This window comes from Microbacterium sp. C7(2022) (assembly GCF_028823665.1).
In the GTDB taxonomy this organism is placed as follows: Bacteria; Actinomycetota; Actinomycetes; order Actinomycetales; family Microbacteriaceae; genus Microbacterium.
In genome coordinates this window covers 347,571-365,282 of sequence record NZ_JAPEHV010000004.1, presented here as the reverse complement: position 1 = coordinate 365,282, position 17,712 = coordinate 347,571, and the positions used below count along the sequence as shown (strand labels likewise).

Annotated in this window: 15 protein-coding genes; 3 read left to right on the top strand and 12 right to left on the bottom strand. The window is 68.4% G+C overall.

Going from position 1 to position 17,712, the window contains the following annotated elements; all coding sequences use genetic code 11:
- Window positions 1–116: 116 nt before the first annotated feature.
- Window positions 117–1,718, top strand: a complete 1,602-nt coding sequence (locus ON062_RS08060) for a molybdopterin-dependent oxidoreductase (RefSeq protein WP_308209619.1) — start codon at window positions 117–119, stop codon at window positions 1,716–1,718.
- A gap of 12 nt (window positions 1,719–1,730) precedes the next feature.
- Here the strand turns inward: ON062_RS08060 and rocD are convergent, their stop codons facing one another.
- From rocD to ON062_RS08020, 8 genes are all read right to left on the bottom strand, one after another.
- Window positions 1,731–2,948, bottom strand: a complete 1,218-nt coding sequence (rocD, locus tag ON062_RS08055) for an ornithine--oxo-acid transaminase (protein WP_274646610.1) — start codon at window positions 2,946–2,948, stop codon at window positions 1,731–1,733.
- An 11-nt stretch (window positions 2,949–2,959) separates the two neighbouring features.
- Window positions 2,960–3,829 carry a dimethylargininase gene (gene ddaH / locus ON062_RS08050; protein ID WP_274646609.1) on the bottom strand — a complete coding sequence of 290 codons (870 nt, stop codon included), beginning with the start codon at window positions 3,827–3,829 and terminating at the stop codon, window positions 2,960–2,962.
- A 191-nt stretch (window positions 3,830–4,020) separates the two neighbouring features.
- Complete coding sequence (locus ON062_RS08045; RefSeq protein ID WP_274646608.1) at window positions 4,021–5,022, bottom strand: NAD(P)-dependent alcohol dehydrogenase; 1,002 nt, start codon at window positions 5,020–5,022, stop codon at window positions 4,021–4,023.
- Window position 5,023: 1 nt separating this feature from the next.
- The gene (locus ON062_RS08040; protein WP_274646607.1) at window positions 5,024–5,239 is read right to left on the bottom strand and encodes a helix-turn-helix transcriptional regulator; all 216 of its coding nucleotides are present in this window, start codon (window positions 5,237–5,239) and stop codon (window positions 5,024–5,026) included.
- Window positions 5,239–5,673, bottom strand: coding sequence for a hypothetical protein (locus ON062_RS08035; protein WP_274646606.1), 435 nt, complete (start codon window positions 5,671–5,673; stop codon window positions 5,239–5,241). Before ON062_RS08035 ends, ON062_RS08040 begins: the two co-directional genes overlap by 1 nt.
- Window positions 5,674–5,793: 120 nt before the next feature.
- Window positions 5,794–9,615: a proline dehydrogenase family protein gene (locus ON062_RS08030; protein ID WP_274646605.1), complete on the bottom strand. Its 3,822-nt coding sequence runs from the start codon at window positions 9,613–9,615 to the stop codon at window positions 5,794–5,796.
- A 58-nt stretch (window positions 9,616–9,673) separates the two neighbouring features.
- Entirely contained in the window at window positions 9,674–10,234 is a 561-nt protein-coding gene (locus ON062_RS08025; protein WP_274646604.1) for a thioesterase family protein, read from the bottom strand.
- Between the two features lie 98 nt (window positions 10,235–10,332).
- Window positions 10,333–11,772 (bottom strand): HNH endonuclease signature motif containing protein, encoded by a 1,440-nt coding sequence (locus ON062_RS08020; protein WP_274646603.1) that lies wholly within the window; start codon window positions 11,770–11,772, stop codon window positions 10,333–10,335.
- Window positions 11,773–11,952: 180 nt separating this feature from the next.
- Here ON062_RS08020 and ON062_RS08015 point away from each other — a divergent pair, with 180 nt between their 5' ends.
- On the top strand, window positions 11,953–12,459 hold the full coding sequence (locus ON062_RS08015) for a GNAT family N-acetyltransferase (protein WP_274646602.1): 507 nt from the start codon (window positions 11,953–11,955) through the stop codon (window positions 12,457–12,459).
- A gap of 27 nt (window positions 12,460–12,486) precedes the next feature.
- Window positions 12,487–13,242 (top strand): coenzyme F420-0:L-glutamate ligase, encoded by a 756-nt coding sequence (gene cofE / locus ON062_RS08010; RefSeq protein WP_274646601.1) that lies wholly within the window; start codon window positions 12,487–12,489, stop codon window positions 13,240–13,242.
- A gap of 14 nt (window positions 13,243–13,256) precedes the next feature.
- Here the strand turns inward: cofE and ON062_RS08005 are convergent, their stop codons facing one another.
- The 4 genes from ON062_RS08005 to ON062_RS07990 form a co-directional block, all read right to left on the bottom strand.
- On the bottom strand, window positions 13,257–14,990 hold the full coding sequence (locus ON062_RS08005) for a cytochrome b/b6 domain-containing protein (RefSeq protein ID WP_274646600.1): 1,734 nt from the start codon (window positions 14,988–14,990) through the stop codon (window positions 13,257–13,259).
- Window positions 14,991–14,996: 6 nt separating this feature from the next.
- On the bottom strand, window positions 14,997–15,965 hold the full coding sequence (locus ON062_RS08000; protein WP_274646599.1) for an electron transfer flavoprotein subunit alpha/FixB family protein: 969 nt from the start codon (window positions 15,963–15,965) through the stop codon (window positions 14,997–14,999).
- A gap of 8 nt (window positions 15,966–15,973) precedes the next feature.
- Entirely contained in the window at window positions 15,974–16,750 is a 777-nt protein-coding gene (locus ON062_RS07995) for an electron transfer flavoprotein subunit beta/FixA family protein (RefSeq protein WP_274646598.1), read from the bottom strand.
- Window positions 16,751–16,877: 127 nt separating this feature from the next.
- The gene (locus ON062_RS07990) at window positions 16,878–17,657 is read right to left on the bottom strand and encodes an enoyl-CoA hydratase (protein ID WP_274646597.1); all 780 of its coding nucleotides are present in this window, start codon (window positions 17,655–17,657) and stop codon (window positions 16,878–16,880) included.
- Between the last annotated feature and the right edge of the window lie 55 nt (window positions 17,658–17,712).

Below are 17,712 nucleotides of genomic sequence, written 5' to 3'. Positions count from 1 at the left end.
ACTAGTCCGCACCGTGTTGCCGAAGTGTTTCCGGGGGCGATCCGCCGCGAACATCTGTCCCTACTCCTCAATGGCTGTACCCTCCTCCCGTCGCGCCCACGACGTAGCCTGGAACAGTGAGCACCGAGACGGCCAGCGTGCAGCACAGAGAGGCGCCGCGCAGCAGCGCGCCCGCGCCCCTGACGTGGTGGGCGGGAATCGCGTCGATCGCCCTCGGCGTCGGTGCCGGCGAGCTCACCGCAGCGCTGGTCGCGCCCGAGTCCAGTCCGTTCGCCGTGATCGGCGATGCGCTCGTCGATGCCGCCCCCACGTGGGCCAAAGACACCGCGATCGCCCTGTTCGGCACGGCCGACAAGATCGCCTTGTTCGTCGGCATCGCGATTGTGGCGCTCGTCCTTGCCGCGCTCGCCGGATGGCTCGAGTCACGCCGTTCGCCCTGGGGCATGGCGATCATCGCGGCGTTCGGCGTGAGCGGCGTCCTCGCCGCGATCACGCGCGCCGACGCGGGTCCGCTCGCGTGGATTCCGTCGGTGGTCGCGGCGATCGCCGCGGGCGTGATGCTTGGCGTATTGAGTCGGATGCTACGCCCGCGCGCTGCGGCGGCCGCGGCATCCGAATCCCCCACGCAGTCCGAAGACGCACCGGGTACCGCCGACCGCAGGACCTTCTTTCTCTGGGCTGGCGGGGCCACCGCCGCCGGCATCGTGGCGACGATTGCCGGCTCGACCGTTCACGCGACCACGCGAGCGACGAGCTCGATCCGGCAAGCGCTGACGCTCCCCGCGGCGGCCCGAGCCGTTGCCGCACCACCCGCGAGCGCGGAACTGGGCATCTCGGGGCTGGCTCCGGTGGTCACCCCGACGTCGCAGTTCTACCGCATCGACACCGCGCTGATCGTGCCCGATCTCGCACCGGCGGACTGGAGCCTTCGGATCTACGGAATGGTCGAGCAAGAGGTGACCATCACGTGGGATGAATTGCTCGCACTCCCCTTGGAAGAGAGCTATACGACGCTGTCGTGCGTCTCGAACCCCGTCGGCGGCGACCTGATCGGCAACGCGAAGTGGCTGGGCTACCCAATCCGCGAGTTGCTCGCGCGGGCGAAGCCGACGGCGGATGCCGACATGGTGCTTTCTCGGTCGATTGACGGGTTCACGGCATCCACTCCCCTCGAGGTTCTCACCGACGACCGCAACTCGATCCTGGCGGTCGGGATGAATGACGAGCCCCTGCCCGCCGAACACGGGTTCCCGGTGCGCATGGTGGTGCCGGGGCTGTACGGCTACGTGTCGGCGACGAAGTGGGTCACAGAGCTCAAGGTCACGCGGTTCGATCAAGACCGCGCGTACTGGTCTGATCGAGGGTGGTCAGAGCGGGGTCCGATCAAGCTGCAGTCGCGCATCGACGTGCCGCGGCGCAACCAGGGACTGAGCGCCGGGGAGACCGTGATCGCCGGCGTCGCGTGGCACCCGCACGTCGGCGTGTCGAAGGTCGAGGTGCAGATCGACGGCGGCGCGTGGCGTGAGGCCTCGCTCGCAACGGCAATCTCGGACGACACATGGGTGCAATGGAGCATCCCGTGGACGGCAGAGCCCGGCGATCACGCGATCCGGTGTCGCGCGACGAACGCGCTCGGCGAGACGCAGACTGAGGTGGATGCGTTCCCTGCCCCGGATGGCGCCACCGGCTGGCAGCAACTCAACATCAGCGTGGGCTGAGCGCCGACCGCGTCAGCCGGCGAGCACGACCCGTAGCTGCTCGACCGCCCAGTCGAGCTCGGTGGCGCGCACCACGAGAGGCGGCGCGATGCGAATCGTCTGACCGTGCGTGTCCTTCACCAGCACGCCGCGCGACAGCAGCTTCTCGGCCACCTCACGCCCGGTGCCGACCCCGGGATCGATATCGATCCCGGCCCACAGACCCGCCACCCGCACGGCGGTCACGCCGCTGCCGACAAGGTCGTTCAAGCGCGCCTCGAGGTGCTCGCCCAGCGCGGCAGCCCGCGTCTGGAACTCGCCCGATTCGAGCATCTCGACCACGCGCAGCCCGACCGCGGCCGCCAGCGGGTTGCCGCCGAAGGTCGAACCGTGCTCGCCCGGGCGAATCACGCCGAGAACATCGCGATCGGCGACCACAGCGGACAGGGGCAGGATGCCACCGCCGAGCGCCTTGCCGAGCAGATACACGTCGGGCACGACGCCTTCACGATCGCACGCGAAGGTGGTGCCCACGCGGCCGAGCCCGGCCTGGATCTCGTCGGCGATCATCAGAACGTTGTGCGTCGAGCAGATCTCGCGCACCGCGCGCAGATAGCCCTCGGGCGGAATCACCACGCCCGCTTCGCCCTGGATGGGCTCGATCAGCACCGCGGCGGTGTTCTCGTCGATCGCCGCTTCGATGGCCGCCGCGTCGCCGAACGGCACGCTGACGAATCCGGCGGAGTACGGTCCGAAGTCATCGTGCGCGGTGGGGTCGTCGCTGAAGCCGACGATCGTGGTGGTGCGGCCGTGGAAGTTTCCGTTCGCGACCACGACGGTCGCGGCATCCGGAGCAATCCCCTTCACGCGATAACCCCACGCACGCGCGACCTTGATGCCCGTCTCGACCGCCTCGGCGCCGGTGTTCATCGGCAGCACGAGGTCCTTGTCGCACAGCGCCGCGAGTGCCTCGGCGAACAGCCCGAGACGGTCGTTCTGAAACGCACGACTGGTGAGTGTCAGGCGGTCGAGCTGCTCGTGCGCGGCCGCGAGGATCGCAGGGTGCCCGTGCCCGAAGTTGAGCGCCGAATACGCCGACAGCAGGTCGAGGTACCGCTTGCCCTCCAGGTCAGTGACCCACGACCCTTCCCCGCGCGCGACGACCACCGGCAGCGGGTTGTAGTTCTCGGCGAGGTGGTCTTCGGCGTCGGTGATCACGCGAAGGGCCTGAGTGTGGGTGGGCGTCGTCATGACAGCTCCATTCAGCGTCGCAGTTCGAGGGTGCAGCACTTGATGCCGCCCCCTCCGAGGAGAAGTTCGGACAGGTCAACCATGACCGGGTTGTAGCCGCGCTCACGCAACTGCCGCTCGAAACCCTTCGCACGCGGCGAGATGATCACGTTGTAGCCGTCGCTGGACGAGTTGAGGCCGAACACGGCACCGTCGTCATCCGAGACGTGGATCGCGTCGGGGAAGCGCTCCTCGAGCAGGCGGCGGCTCGCCTCATCGAACGCACCCGGCAGGTAGGCGATGTTCGCGCGCTCCACACCGTTCTCGCCCTGGACGGGGTCGAGCACCGACAGCGCGGTGTCGAGGTGGTAGAACCGCGGGTCGGTGAGGGTGAGCGACACGACGTCCTTGCCGAAGACCCGCTCGAGCTCGCGGTGGCTGTCGTCGGTCGACCGGAATCCGGTCCCGGCGAGGATCACATCGCCGGCGAGCAGGAAGTCGCCCTCTCCCTCGTTGACGGCTTCGGGGTCGGCGACGGTGAAGCCGTTCGCGGCGAACCACTCCATGAACGCGGGCCCCTCGGGCTGACGCTCGGCGTAGCGGAACTTCGCCCCGTACGCGACGCCGTCGATGATGAAACCGCCGTTGGCGGTGTAGACCATGTCGGGCAGGCCCTCGATCGGGTCGATCAGGTGCACCTCGTGCCCGAGCGAGATGTAGGTGTCGTACAGCGCCTGCCACTGCCGCACGGCCAGCTCGGTGTCGGTGGGGTTGGCCGGCTCCATCCACGGATTGATCGTGTAACTGACCGTGAAGTACTCGGGCCGGCACATCAGGTAGGTGCGGCGCTGGGCAATACGGGTCTGGCCGGTGCTGTCAGGTGCGGTGGTCTGCGTGGACATGGGTGCTCCTCGTGAAGGGGCGGCGGACGCTGTCCAGGGGCCCGGCGGCCCTTCGTCACGCGATCACGGGATCGACGGGGAAGGGGGCGCCTCGGGCACGCCTCGACCATTCTGCCACGCCAGGGTGGGCGCCCCCTGGATTGCCAGGTGGCGGCATCCGCCCCTGGCTCTGACCTCTGACTCCGCCCCGGCTATTCCCTGCGCACGAGCACCTTACCCGCGGTGTGTCCCGCGTCGACGTGCGCGATCGCGGCGCCGGCTTCACCGAGCGTCCACTCGCGTTCGATGACCGGTGCGAGCGCGCCTTCGAGGGCGAGGTCGGCCAAGCGGGTGAGCAGCTCGCGACTCGGGGCCGCCGCGAGGGGCACGAGCTTTCGCCGAGATCCGAGGGAGATCAGGGATGCCGCTGCCAAGCGCCCCAGCGGCCCGAACACGCGGTTTCCTTCGCCGGCAACCAGCACGACGCGGCCGCCATCGCGCACGAGTCGGCGCAGCGCCGTCAACGGCGCGGTGCCCGCGATGTCGAACACCGCGTCGAACGATGCCTCGCCGAGTTCGGGCGCACCCGGCTGAACCGCCCGGTAGTTGAACGTCTTCGACGCACCGAGCGACTCGACGAGCGCACGGTTGCGCTCGCCGCACAGCGCCCAGACGTCGGCACCCCGGTGCGCGCACAGTTGCACGGTCGAGGTGCCGACGCCGCCCGAGGCACCGATCACCAGAACGCGGGCGCCCGGCGCGACACCCGCGCGATCGACGGCCTGCAGCGCCGTGCCGCCTGCCACCGGCAGGGCCGCCGCGACCTCGGGAGCAAGCGCGTCCGGGCGCCGGATCACACGGCGCGCCGGCGCGATCGCGTACTCGGCGAGCGCTCCCCCGGGCAGCTCACCGAACACCTCGTCACCGACGGCCAGGTCGTCGACGCCTTCGCCGAGGGCGACGACGGTGGCCGCGGCATCCATTCCCCGCACCTGCTGCCGCGGACGACGCACACCGAACGCGGCGCGCACAACCAACGGTTCACCTCGCATGACCCGAACATCGCCCGAGTTGAGCGACGCCGCGCGCACGCGCACGAGCACTTCGCCGCGGCGAGGCGTGGGGACGTCGACAGTGTCGAGTCGCATCACATCGGGGCCGCCGTAGCGCTCCTGTCGCCACGCGCGCATAGTGCGGGGAAGAGTGTGGTTCATGTCAGTCCTCCGGGTACTGGAAGAGATCGTCGAGCCCCACGTCGAACACGCGGGAGATCTGGAACGCGAGCTCGAGGGTGGGCGAGTACTTGCCCTGCTCGATCGCGATGAGCGTCTGGCGCGTCACGCCGAGCCTTCGGGCGAGATCGGCCTGGGTCATTCCGGCCGCCTCGCGCGTGGCGCGGATCGAGTTCGACACCTTGGTGGGGCGCACCATCACTGGAAGCCCTCGTGGTAGGCGCGAAGGCGGGCAAGTCCGCCGAGGCCGGCGGACAGGAAGAAGCCGACAAAGAGCGTGTTACCGATCCAGAACCATTCGACCTCGAGCATCGCCATGATGAGGGCGGCGAGAGCACCGATGACGAGAAACGCTTGGCCGACGCGGTCGCCGAACCACTCGATCTCGCGATCGCGCTGGTCGGAGCGATGCTCCTCATCGGGGTCGCGCATGCCGGCGACGATGCCCCACAGAATGCTGAGGGCAATGGATGCCGCGACCGCCGCCCCGATGGTCCAAACCATCGGCCACTGCCACGCGATCTCGCCTACGGGTGTGGTGAACAGCTGCGGCACGACAATCACGAGATAGACCGCGGTGCCGAGGACGCTCGCGATGAGCTGCGCCCACGTATTTCGTTCGGCGTACCCCATGACGCCTCCCTCCGATGTCGGGTTTTCTTTACATTGAAGGTAGGCCCGCCCCGCAGGGTTTGTCAATAATTTTTTACACGCGGCTCACCGCGACTTTCCGGCCAGGCCAAGCGGTAGTCCTCAGATCACGTCCTGCGACCAGTCGTCGGGGTTGCCGAATCGGTGCGCCGTGATGGTCACCGATTGCTCACGCAAGAACGGCAGCAGTTCCAGGCGTCCCGCCGTGGTCACCTCGTTGTCGTAAACCGCCAGGTCGGGGTCTCCCCCGGTCGCCTCGGCGAGCGCACGATGCAACGCACGCACCGAATCGGCACCCCCGACCAGACGCACCCGATCGGGCCGCGGTGATTGCTCGGGCTCGGCGCGCGCACCCATCCGCTCGATCCACTCCGCGTCGGACTCGACGAACACCGGCACGTCCTGATCACTCAACGCGCGCCGCACGGCCGCGGGTAATCCCACCGGCGCACTCAGCACCATCGACGTACCAGCGCGAACCCCCGCCAGCACCACCCGCAAGAGCGCCTGCCATGTGGCATCCGACGTCGCTCTCACCGCCACCGCTGGCACAGGGCGATACCGGAACAGATTGCGCTCGACGCCGAGCCCCGAGACGTCCTTGACCTGGCCGAACTCGCGGTCCCATGCGATGGCATCCGACAGCGCGCCCCGGCGCAGCCATTCGAAGGCCTCGTAGTCGAGGGTGGCTTGCGCGGCTTCGATGATCGAGGTGATGCGGGTATCGAGACCCCGCAAGTGCAGGGTGGCCGAAGCCGTCGCCCCCGCACTCGCCCGCCACGATCCGAGGCCGACCAAATAGTTCGGGCCGCCAGCCTTGGTGCCGGGGCCGACAGAAGAGCGCTTCCATCCACCGAAGGGCTGCCGCTGCACGATCGCGCCGGTGATCCCACGGTTCACATAGAGGTTGCCCGCCTCGACCTCGCGCAACCAGTAAGCGAGATCATCCGGGCTTTGCGTGTACAGCCCGGCGGTGAGCCCGTAGTCGACACCGTTCTGTATCTCGATGGCTTCGGTGAGGGATGCCGCGTGCATGACCCCCAGCACTGGGCCGAAGAACTCCTCACGGTGAAAGCGCGACTCCGGCCGTACTCCGGTGCGGATGCCCGGCGTCCACACGCGCCCGGCGAATTCCGGGCCCACATCTTCGGCCGACAGCTCACGTGGCTCAACCAGCCATGCCTCCCCTTCGTCGAGAGTCGTGAGAGCCCACGCGAGTTTGCCGGTCGGCGGTTCGATCACGGGGCCGACTTCGGTGCGCGGATCAGTCGGCAGCCCGACGCGAAGCGAGGTTGTGGCATCCACCAACTGTCGCGCGAAGCGCTTCGATCGGCCCGCCGATCCGACGACGATCACGAGGGATGCCGCCGAGCATTTCTGCCCCGCATGCCCGAACGCGCTCTTGACGACATCGGCCGCGGCGAGATCGAGGTCGGCTGTAGGCATCACGATCATCGCGTTCTTCCCGCTGGTCTCGGCGAGCAGTGGCAGATCCGGCCGCCACGACCGGAACAGCTGCGCCGTCTCGAGTGAGCCGGTGAGGATCACCCGGTCGACGTCGGGGTGTGCAACGAGCTGCTGCCCCAGCGCACCCTCTTCGATGTCGACCAGCGCGAGCACGTCCCGCGGCACGCCGGCCGCCCAGAGCGCTTCGGCGACGACGGCCGCGCACCGCCGCGCCTGCGGCGCCGGCTTGAAGACGACCCCCGAACCTGCCGCGAGCGCGGCCAGCACTCCCCCCGCGGGGATGGCGAGCGGAAAGTTCCACGGCGGCGTCACCACCGTCACCCGCGCGGATTGGAACACCGCTCCGCTCACGCGGTCGAGCTCACGTGCCATCGCCCCGTAGTAGTGCGCGAAGTCGACAGCTTCGCTGACTTCGACGTCGGCCTCGGCGAGGATTTTTCCGGTTTCGGATGCCGCGACCTCGATCAACTGCGCGCGGCGCGCTTCGAGCTCTCGCCCGGCCGTTTGCAGCACTGCGGCGCGCTCGGTCGCCGGCATCGCACCCCACCGCTCGCCGGCGTGCTGCACGCTCGCGATGATGCGGTCGACATCCGTGGCTTCGCTCACGCGCGCGGCGGCGATCGTGTCATCGCCGAGCGCACACGCGTCGATGGCCGCGATGATGCGGCGCCCCCACGCGCGGTTGGCTGGGAGTGCTGGGTCGGTGTCGGCGGTGTTGCGGAAGCCGGGTGCACCCACAGCCCGCTGGCTCGATTCTCGCGGGGCGAACACGGCGGTTTCGACATAACTGTCGGCACCGAAGCGCTGTTCGATACCCGCGGGCGCGAGCGGGGCAGTGTCGCCGGGCGAGGCAGATTGCGCGATCCCGAGAACCGCCTGCGTCAGGCCGTCGTCCATCGCCGCGGGATCATTGCGCGCGCGGCGAGCCTGTGCGCGCGGCGTCACGACGGTGTCATGTGCGCCGTCGTCATGCCGGCGGCGCGCGACGGCGGGTGCCGCACCGGCATCCTGCCCCGCGGCTTCCCGTTCCGCTGCTTCCTGCTCCGCACCGCGGTCCTGCCCGCGGCGCGCTCCCACCATCAGTCGAGAGTCGTCGGCGCGCTCAACCGAATCGAGGAATCGGTCGCGTTCGCGCTCGAACATCGACGCATCATCTGCCAGCTCGAACGCCGCCGACAGGAAGTTCTCGCTCGACGCGTTCTCCTCCAACCGGCGCACCAGGTAGCTGATCGCGACATCGAACTCGTCGGGGCGCACCACCGGCACGTACAACAGCACCGCGCCGACCTCTCGCGAGACCGCCTCGACTTGTCCCTGCGCCATTCCGAGCAGCATCTCGAACTCGACGTCGTCGGCGACTCCCCATTCCACCGCCAGCAGGCGCGCATAGGCGATGTCGAACAGGTTGTGCCCCGCGACGCCGACGCGCACCGCGGCGATGTTGTCAGGCTGAAGGGCGAAGCGTAGGCACCGGATGTAATTGGCGTCCGTGTCGAGTTTCGTGTCGTATGTCGCGCGCGGCCAGCCGTGCATCACGGCATCCACCGACTCCATCGCGAGGTTCGCGCCTTTGACGAGCCTGACCTTGATGCGCGCTCCGCCCGAGTCCACGCGCCCCCGCGCCCACTCAGTCAGCTCGTGCAGCGTCGGCAATGCGTCCGGCAGGTAAGCCTGCAGCACGATGCCCGCCTCCATGTCGCGCAGGCGCGGGTGAGCGAGCAGGCGCGTGAACACGGCGACGGTCAGGTCGAGGTCGCGGTATTCCTCCATGTCGAGATTGATGAATGTGCCGTTCTCGGCGGCCTCGAGATACAACGGCAGCAGCCGTTCGATCACTCGCGAGACCACCTCGTCGAACGCCCACATCGATACGTGGCTGGCGATCGCCGAGACCTTGACCGACACGTAGTCCACGTCATCACGACGGATGAGGTCATGGATGCCGTCGAGCCGGCGCTGCGCCTCGCGCTCACCGAGCACGGCCTCACCCAACAGGTTGAGGTTCAGCCGCGCGCCCGATTCGCGCAGGGCCGAAATCGCCGGGCCGAGCTTTTCGGGGCGCGCATCCACGACGAGGTGCCCCACCATCTGGCGCAGCACCCGTCGGGCGATCGGCACCGTCGGGCTCGGGATGACCGGCGCGACAGCGCCGCCCACACGCACGGCGCCGCGAAGGTACCACGGCAAGAAGTCGGGCACGAGAGGGGCGACGCGATGGAGAGTGGATGCCGCGGCCGTCACCGACTCGGGACGCATTACTCCGTCGACGAAGCCCAGCGTGAAGGGCAGGCCGTGCGGGTCTTTGAGGACGCCGGCCAGCCGTTCCGCGGCGGGGTCGACCTCAGCATCCGCCGCTTCATCGACCCACCCGCGCGCGAGGACGACCGCCCGTTCAACGAGGTCTTCCGGCGGGACGGGTGACGATGCGGGCGTGGGGGACGTCGGTCGTGTCGACATGCCTCCAGCATGCGCCCTGTTCGCCGTTCCGGCGAGGAGCGGCGCACGCGCGTCCGCGCTACTCCCAGATACTGGGTGCTTCGGCGCGCGTCGAAGGCAACGCCGATGCCTTCGCCCAGTCGAGAATCCACGGGTCGAGGGCGGAGAGGGTGTCGGGCCGGTGCAGCGCCTCGAACAGCTCCTCGTGGGGGACGATTCCGCCCGAACGGCGCAGGAAGCGCGCGCGGACGATCATCTCGGCGTAGATCTCGCCCTTCACCACGGCTCGGTGCACCATGTACACCGACTTGTCGTCGTGGGCGAGCAGGCGGGTTTCGACCGTGAACTTCTGCCACAGCTCGAGCGACTTGCGGAACGTGATGGTCTCGCTCGCGACGACGGCGTACCACTCGCGCTCTTTCAAGACATCCCAGATACCGGTGCGAATCAGCAGGTCGAACCGACCCAGGTCGAACAGCGACGCGTACCGGCCGTTGTTCATGTGTCGCAGCAGGTCGATGTCGGTGGGCAGCACGCGCAGCCGCACCCGCCCGACGCGCGTGGGATCCACCGGTCCGCGGCGGCGCAACAGCACCTTGGCGCGCCAGATGGTCAGCATCGTTCGCCAGATCACGTTCACGAGCTGCGATCGTAGTGACGCGCCGTCCGATCGGCGATTCCATTGTGGGTTTCCGACAGTGCCCGCGCCCTCACCCTGGTGCCAACCCGTGCCCGGGTCTACGTGCGTCGAGCCACCCGTTCGCGCATGCGCACCGGCGACTTTGTCACTGGCCGCCATCTCATCGTCGAGTCCCACCAATGCGGCCCTCGCACCTCGGGCACTCCGTGGTTCATCCGCACTTTCCATCCGCTGGTGTCGAGAGTCCGATGATGAAACCAACAGAGGAGGACGCCGTTGTCGATGTGAGTCGGGCCGCCCCGCGAATGCTCTTCGACGTGGTGAACTTCGCACCAGTTCGCCCGGATGCGGCATCCCGGAATCACGCACCCGCCGTCACGTAGCCCGATCGCCTTGCGCTGATGGTGGGTGAAGACACGATCGAACGTGAGCAACGAGATCACACGACCGTTCTCGTCGACGGTGGCCCGCTGCACGCCACCCGTGCAGGCAATGTGGCGGGCGGCAGAAAGCGACAGCGGCTCATCGCACTCAGTCAGGTGTGCGAAGCCCCGACCGGCCTCAAGGTCGCTCGCGAGGACCGAGACGACGAGCGTGGGAGCAGCGCCGCCGATCGTGGGCAACCCACCAGAACCGGCCAGGATCGTCAGTGCTGTCGCCAACGCATCATGCTGCTTCTGCGCTCGCGTACGGTCGTCGGCCACGCTCTCGATCGGTTCGTCGCGATCGCCGTCATCGACGGAGTCCGCGAACACCGGACCGCGCGGTGCTGGCGCGCCCTCAACCTTGGGGTTCAGCACAGAGTCGAAAATGCGCTCAAGCTGGGCCGCAACTTCGGGCAACAGACCGCCACGAATCGGCACGACGCCGTCGCGGCAGACACCGAGCGTGACACCGCGCTTGCGCATCGCCTTCGCCTCCCGCGGCTCGGCACCATCTTGATCGAGGTACATCGCCCACACCGATGCCTGTGCGCGCAGGTCGTCGGCGCAGGCGGGCGGGGCGCCATCCACCCCTTCGCCACGCGCGGCCGCTGCGAGTTCTTCGTCGGCAGCCAGGTGCGCCGCGCGACCCGCGGCGCCGGCCGTGTGCGCAAGCGGCACAATCACGGCGAGCAGCCCGTCCACGCCGACCACACCGTCAGCCAGCGCTTCGCGCATCTGAGGAAAATCCGCGGGCAGGCGGTCACCGCTGGTGGGCGCGACGTCACGCACAATCGCGCGGCCCACCTTGATCAGATCTGTTGCGGTTCGGCCCGACACGCGCGTCGCTCGTTGCACGAGCTCTGACACCGACCGGCATCCGTACGCCGTCGTCATTCTGTCGGCGTGCGCCACGAGATCACACCGTCGTTGAGCGTCCGCCACACTCTCGACCAGCAGCGCCTCGGCACGACGCGAGATGCTCGCGGCGATGGCCAAACACTCGAGAACCTCGGCATCACACAGCGCCGTGACAGCACCGCCCGCGAGTGCATCACCGACGGTGTCAGCCAGGACACCGTCCAGCGAGTGAAGCGTCTCGATGAGGTCTTGCATGTGCCTATTCTCACAGGGGGGTCAGACATTGAGACTCCCAGAGATACCCTGATCACGTAGATAATTCCCGCCTGTGGATAGCTCGCAAATGGGGCCTGGAACCGCTGCCTGTGGAGGAGGGCACAGGAAGTAGCATCCGCTCGATTTCTTCTCTCGCGCACCCCGGCGTAGAGTCTGGCCATGGAAGCCGAACTGCAGACCGACACCGTGGTCCGTCCAGTGCGCGACGTCGATGCTGAAGCCCTCGGGCGCGTGCACGCCACCTGCTGGCACGAGACGTACGACCACCTCATCAGCAAGGCCGCGCTCGAAGCGGTCTCACCCAAGCGCCTCGCAGAACTCTGGACCCACTGGGCCGTGCAGGGCGAAGACTTCAAGATGTTCGCCGCGCTCGTCGACGGCGAGATCGTCGGCTTTGCCGGCTCGGGACCTGCCCGCGACAAGGACGCCCCGCGGTTCCGCGAGCTGTACTTCATCTACCTGCTCGACCGCTTCCACGGCACGGGCATCGGCCAGAAGCTCTTCGACGCCGTCATCGCGAGCGACGAAGAGGTCTACCTCTGGGTCGCCGAAGACAACCCCCGCGCGCACCGCTTCTACGTGCGCAACGGTTTCACCCTCGATGGCGCGACTCACACCGAGCCCTTCCTCGGCGAGACGCTGACCGAGGTGCGCTTCGTCCGCTGATCGCGGGTCGAAGTCTTCATCGCCGTCGTGCTGCAGGTTTGGGCTCTCGCGGGCCTGCCCGAAATCCGCGAAGGCGATGACCTGGCGACACTGATCGGCGACGCCGCCGGTTCACTCGAGGACGGCGACATCGTGGTGATCACGTCGAAGATCGTCTCGAAGGCCGAGGGCCGCTTCGTGCGGGCGGACGATCGAGAGGATGCCATCACCTCGCAGACTGTGCGGGTCGTGGCATCCCGCACCACCCCCTCGGGGCACGTGACGCGTATCGTCGAGAACCCGCTCGGGATCATCTCTGCCGCTGCCGGCGTGGACGCGTCGAACACCCCCGAGGGCACCGTGCTGCTGTTACCCGAAGACCCTGACGCGACCGCGCGCTCGATCGCCAGCGCACTGCGCGAACGCTTCGCGGCACGGGTGGGTGTGATCATCACAGACACGCTCGGGCGCGCGTGGCGCGAGGGGCAGACGGACCACGCGATCGGCGCTGGCGGAGTGCATGTCTTCGAGGATCTGCGCGGTCAGACCGATGCCGAGGGCCGGCCCCTCATGGTGACCATGCCGTGCGTCGCCGACGAGATCGCCGCAGCGACGGACCTCGTGAAGGGCAAGGCGAGTCGCATGCCGGTCGCCGTCGTGCGCGGTCGCGGTGACCTGGTGGGCGAACTGGATCTGCCCGGCGCGCGCTCGATCGTGCGCGCGTGGGAAAGCGACATGTTCCGGCTCGGCACCGACGAGGCCTATGCGGCCGGCCTCGCCGACGGGCGGGCCGAGGGCCAGTAAGCCCCGCCCGCGCGTCAGCGGGCGACGACGGTGCCGAACAGGCGCGCGATAGGCGCGAGCACGAGCGGTCGGGCTGCGGCGACCGCGCCGGCGATCACCACGAGCGACAGCGAGAAGATCCAGAAGCCAGTCCAGTTCATCGCGTACGCGTCGGGATCGACCGATCCCTGCGCGGCGTACATGTGGTTCAGGTTGCGCAGTGCCCCCGTGGCGAAGACCAACACGACGTGCACGAAGATGAAGAACACGAAGTAGAGCATCACCGGGAAGTGCACCGCACGCGCCCACTCGACCGGGTACGCCTTGTTCAGCGCCTTCGCGTCCTTCGGCCAGATGCCCGACATGCGCACGCCCGTGATGACCGCGAGCGGCGCGGCGATGAACACCGTCGTGAAGTAGGCGAGCTGCTGCAGCGAGTTGTAGTTGACCCACCCGTTCTCGGTCGGCCAGTCCAGCGACACGTATTGCAGTGCCGCCGAGATCGCGTTGGGGAACACTTCCCAACTGGTCGGGACGATGCGCATCCACTGGCCGGTGACGAACAGCAGCACGACGAAGATCGCACCGTTGACGACCCACAGAATGTCGAGCGACTGGTGGAACCAGAGGTTCAAGCTGATCTTGCGCCGGTTGTTTGTCTTCGGCGACCAGAATGCCGACGGACGCTTCTCGGTGCGCACTTGCCATCCCGATCGAATGATCAGGACCATGAGAAAGACGTTGAAGAAGTGCTGCCATCCCAGCCACGCGGGCAGTCCCACCGGGGCACCTTCGGGCAGGTGGTACTCGCCCGGGTACGTCGCGATGAAGCTCGCGAACGGCTCGATCGTGATGAGCCAACGCACCGCGAACACGGCCATGGCCGCGGCGAAGAGCAATCCGAGTCCGCCGACGACGACGGCGCCCGCCCACTGCCCACGAGTGAACGGACCGATGCGAGCAGGCTCGGACTTCGGCTCGGGCCGGGTGCGCGCGTATCGTCCCTCCCACACGGTGCGGGTGAAAGGCAGCGCCTCGCGCGGGCCAGTCGCTAGAGCAGTGCCGGGAACTGCGGGCGCGGAAGGTGTGGATGCCGCGGCAGCCGCGGCCGCGACGGGGACCGCGTCCGCAACGTCGCTCGACGCCGGACGCGGAGCCGGCACGTGCGCATCGGCGGGCGGCCACGGCTGACCGCCGACCTCACGCGGGAGGCCGCGGCGCAGGGTAGCGCCAGCCTCGTCGGCGGCATCGGCGCTCGCGCCGGCCAGCACAGACGAGGCGGCGATCGGAGCCTCCGCGACGGTCGAATCGACCGATGGAGCAGCACTCGAGGCCGAACCCGCAATCTGCGCGTTCTCGAGGGTCGCAGAGCCAGCGGCACTCGCAACAGCTGCACCGGCGCCCGCGGCCGCGGTGGCATCGGCCGGCGGCCAAGGTTCGCCACCCGCAACGCGAGGCAACCCGCGTCGCAACGTGCGCGCCGCCGAAGCAGCACCCGCGCCAGCGGCAACCGCGCCTGCGGAATCGGTCCCTGCACCCGCGACGCTCTCCGTCGCAGCGACGGGCAACGAACTCTCGGGCGCCTCAACGAGCGCGGCCGGGGTCGACGTCTGCGCGCCGGTGGCCTCCGCTACCCCGAGTACCGCGGCGGTAGCGCCAGCGCCGGCAGAACCAACCCCCGCAACGGGCGCGTCACCCGCGGCGGGCCACGCCTCTCCGCCCGCGACACGCGGGAGCCCGCGGCGCAGCGTCTGGCCGTACGTCGCCATCGATCCCTACGCCTTCTTCGCCTCGAGCGCCTCGATCAGCTGCGGCACGACCTGGAACAGGTCGCCCACGACGCCGAAGTCGGCGATCTCGAAGATCGGCGCATCAGCGTCCTTATTGATCGCCACGATGGTCTTGGCGGTCTGCATGCCTGCCTTGTGCTGAATCGCGCCCGAGATCCCCAGCGCAACGTACAGCTGCGGGGCCACAGAGACCCCCGTCTGACCAACCTGCGCCGAATACGGCACGTACCCCGCATCGACCGCGGCACGCGACGCACCCACGGCAGCACCGAGGGCGTCAGCGAGTTGTTCGACCAGCGCGAACTTCTCTTCCGAGCCGAGTCCGCGACCACCCGAAACGACCTTGGCGGCACCGCGCAGTTCGGGGCGCGTCGACGACACGACCGCCGCCTGAACGTCCGAGATCGTCGCAGCCCGCCGGCCCGACGCCTCGACCTCGAGGGTCTGCACGTCAGGCGACGCCACCGCTTCCGCGCGGGCGTCGATCGCGCCCTGGCGCACGGTGATCACACCGGCGCCCCACGTCACCGCCGAGTCGACGTTGTACGCACCGCCGTACACCGAGTGGTGAGCAACCACGCCCTCATCGTCGCGCGAGACGCCGACCGCGTCGACCGCGACACCCGAGCGGGTGCGCGCGGCGTAGCGCGCCGCCGCTTCACGCCCTTCGATCGAGTGCGACACCAGCACGGCATCCGGTCGAACGAGAGCAAATGCCGCTGCCAGCGCGTCGGCGACGGGAACAGTCAGTCCCTCGCCCGCGGGCGCCACGAGCACGGATGCCGCACCGAGCGCGCCCGCGGCTTCGGCCAGGCCGTCGGCAGACGAAACGACAAGGGCGACGGGAGTACCCACTGATGCGGCGGCGCCCAGCAGCCCGGCGGCGGACGCGGCGAGCTCACCCGAGGGGGTGACGTCGAGCAGAACGAGGATGGAGTCTTCGGCGAAGGTCATGGCTGTTCCTAGACGAGTCGGTTCTGGATGAGGAACTCGGCGAGCTGCGTGCCCGCGTCACCCTCGTCGACGATCTTCACGCCGGCTTCACGCGGCGGCTTCTCACTGACGGCCGTCATGATCGACCGCGACGCGCTGTGGTCGTCGGGGTCGATGTCGAGGTCGGCGAGCGACAGGGTCTCGAACGGCTTCTTCTTGGCGGCCATGATCCCCTTGAAGTTCGGGAATCGGGCATCCGGCAGCGCTTCGGTGATCGAAATCAGGGCGGGGTATTCGGCGCTCACCTGCGCGGTGGCACCGTCGCTCGCACGCGTGCCGCTCACCGCGGTCTCGCCGATCTCGACCGACGAGAGGAAGGTGGCATTGGGCACATCGAGCAGTTCGGCGACCATCGCGGGGATCAGGCCCGCCGAACCGTCGGTCGACTGGTTGCCAGCGATCACGAGGTCGAAACCGGTCTTGCGCAGAGCGGCGGCGAGCACCTCGGCGGTCAAGCCGAGGTCGGCGCCGAGCAATCCGGCATCCACCACCTGCACGGCCGAAGCCGCACCCATCGCGAGACCCTTGCGAACCGTGGCCGATGCCGCTTCCGAGGCCATCGACAGTACGACCACCTCGGTGCCGGCGTTCTTGTCGGCGTAGCTCAGCGCGACCTCGAGGGCGCGCTCGCCAATCTCGTCGAGCACGCGCTCGCTCGCCTCGCGATCGGCCAGGCCGGTCTCGAGGTTCAGCTTGCGGTCACCGTAGGTATCCGGGACTTCCTTGACCAGGACGACAATCTTCATTGCGCTCCGCTTCCGTTCGTCCCGTTGATCCTAATAGGGCGCACCGACGCGCCCCCAACGAGTTGTCATGCCCCGTCATGCCCGGCAGGATTCCCGCGCCGCCGATTGTTGCGATCCTCAGTCGACCTCAGCGATTGCCGAAGTTCGGTTGGCGCTTCTCGCGGAACGCAGCCATGCCTTCCTTCTGGTCGGCGGTGTCGAACAGGCTCGCAAAGACGTGCTTCTCAAATCGCAGACCCTCCGCAAGGGGCGTCTCCATCGCGGCATCCAGCGCGGCCTTCGCCGCATACACCGACGGGAGCGACTTCGCCGCGATCGCCTGCGCCATCTTGTCGGCCTCTTCGAGCAGATCGGATGCCGCGACCACGCGCGACACCAAACCAGAACGCTCCGCTTCGGCGGCATCCATCATTCGCCCCGTCAGCACGAGATCGGCGGCCTTGTAGTACCCGACTGCGCGGATGAGCCGCTGCGAACCGCCCATGCCGGGGATCACGCCGAGGGTGATCTCGGGTTGGCCGAACTTCGCCGTATCGGCCGCCAGAATGATGTCGCACATCATCGCCAGTTCGCACCCGCCGCCGAGCGCGTAACCCGACACCGCCGCGATGACGGGCGTGCGCACTTCTGCGAAACGCGACCACTGCCCGAAGTGGTCGTCCATGACCATGTCGAGCCCGGTCTTGGACTCCATCTCTTTGATGTCAGCGCCGGCCGCGAAGGCGCGCTCTGATCCGGTGACCACGATCGCGCCGATGCCCGGGTTGGCATCGAAGGCGGATGCCGCGTCGACGACATCCTTCATCACCTGCGTATTGAGGGCGTTGAGCGCTTCGGGCCGGTTGAGCGTGATCCACCCCACTCGCCCGCGGGTCTCGGTGAGGATCGTGTCGTACGTCGTCGTCATACTCCGATCTTGTCGCGCTTAGTAGAGAAGGACGGGGATCACCACGCCAGCGCTC